This window comes from Paraburkholderia sp. SIMBA_054, assembly GCF_046534875.1.
GTDB lineage: Bacteria > Pseudomonadota > Gammaproteobacteria > Burkholderiales > Burkholderiaceae > Paraburkholderia > Paraburkholderia hospita.
This window is the reverse complement of the sequence record NZ_JAWRXV010001062.1, coordinates 1-260: the sequence shown is the minus strand read 5'-3', so window position 1 is coordinate 260 and position 260 is coordinate 1. Positions and strand designations below refer to the sequence as shown.

Genomic DNA, 260 nt, shown 5'->3' with positions numbered 1-260 from the left:
CGATGAGTACCGTCGACGATACCCATGCCGTCCATCGCGGCCACCACCATGACAGCGCCGAGCTGACCCTGCGCGATTACTGGCTGGCGCTGTGGGCGCAGCGCTGGCTGCTGGTGATCGTGGCCGCCGCCGTCGTGCTGGTCGTGCTGGTGGACACCTTGCTGATGCCCACGCGCTACCGCGCCACGAGCACGCTGCAGATCGAGCGCGAAGCGCTGAACGTGGTCAATGTCGAGAACCTGATGCCGGCCGAATCGCCG

General features: G+C 66.9%; 1 protein-coding gene. It reads left to right on the top strand.

Going from position 1 to position 260, the window contains the following annotated elements:
- Positions 1 to 260: Wzz/FepE/Etk N-terminal domain-containing protein (locus SB822_RS58420; protein WP_410859288.1), on the top strand; the 260-nt coding region annotated here is incomplete at both ends.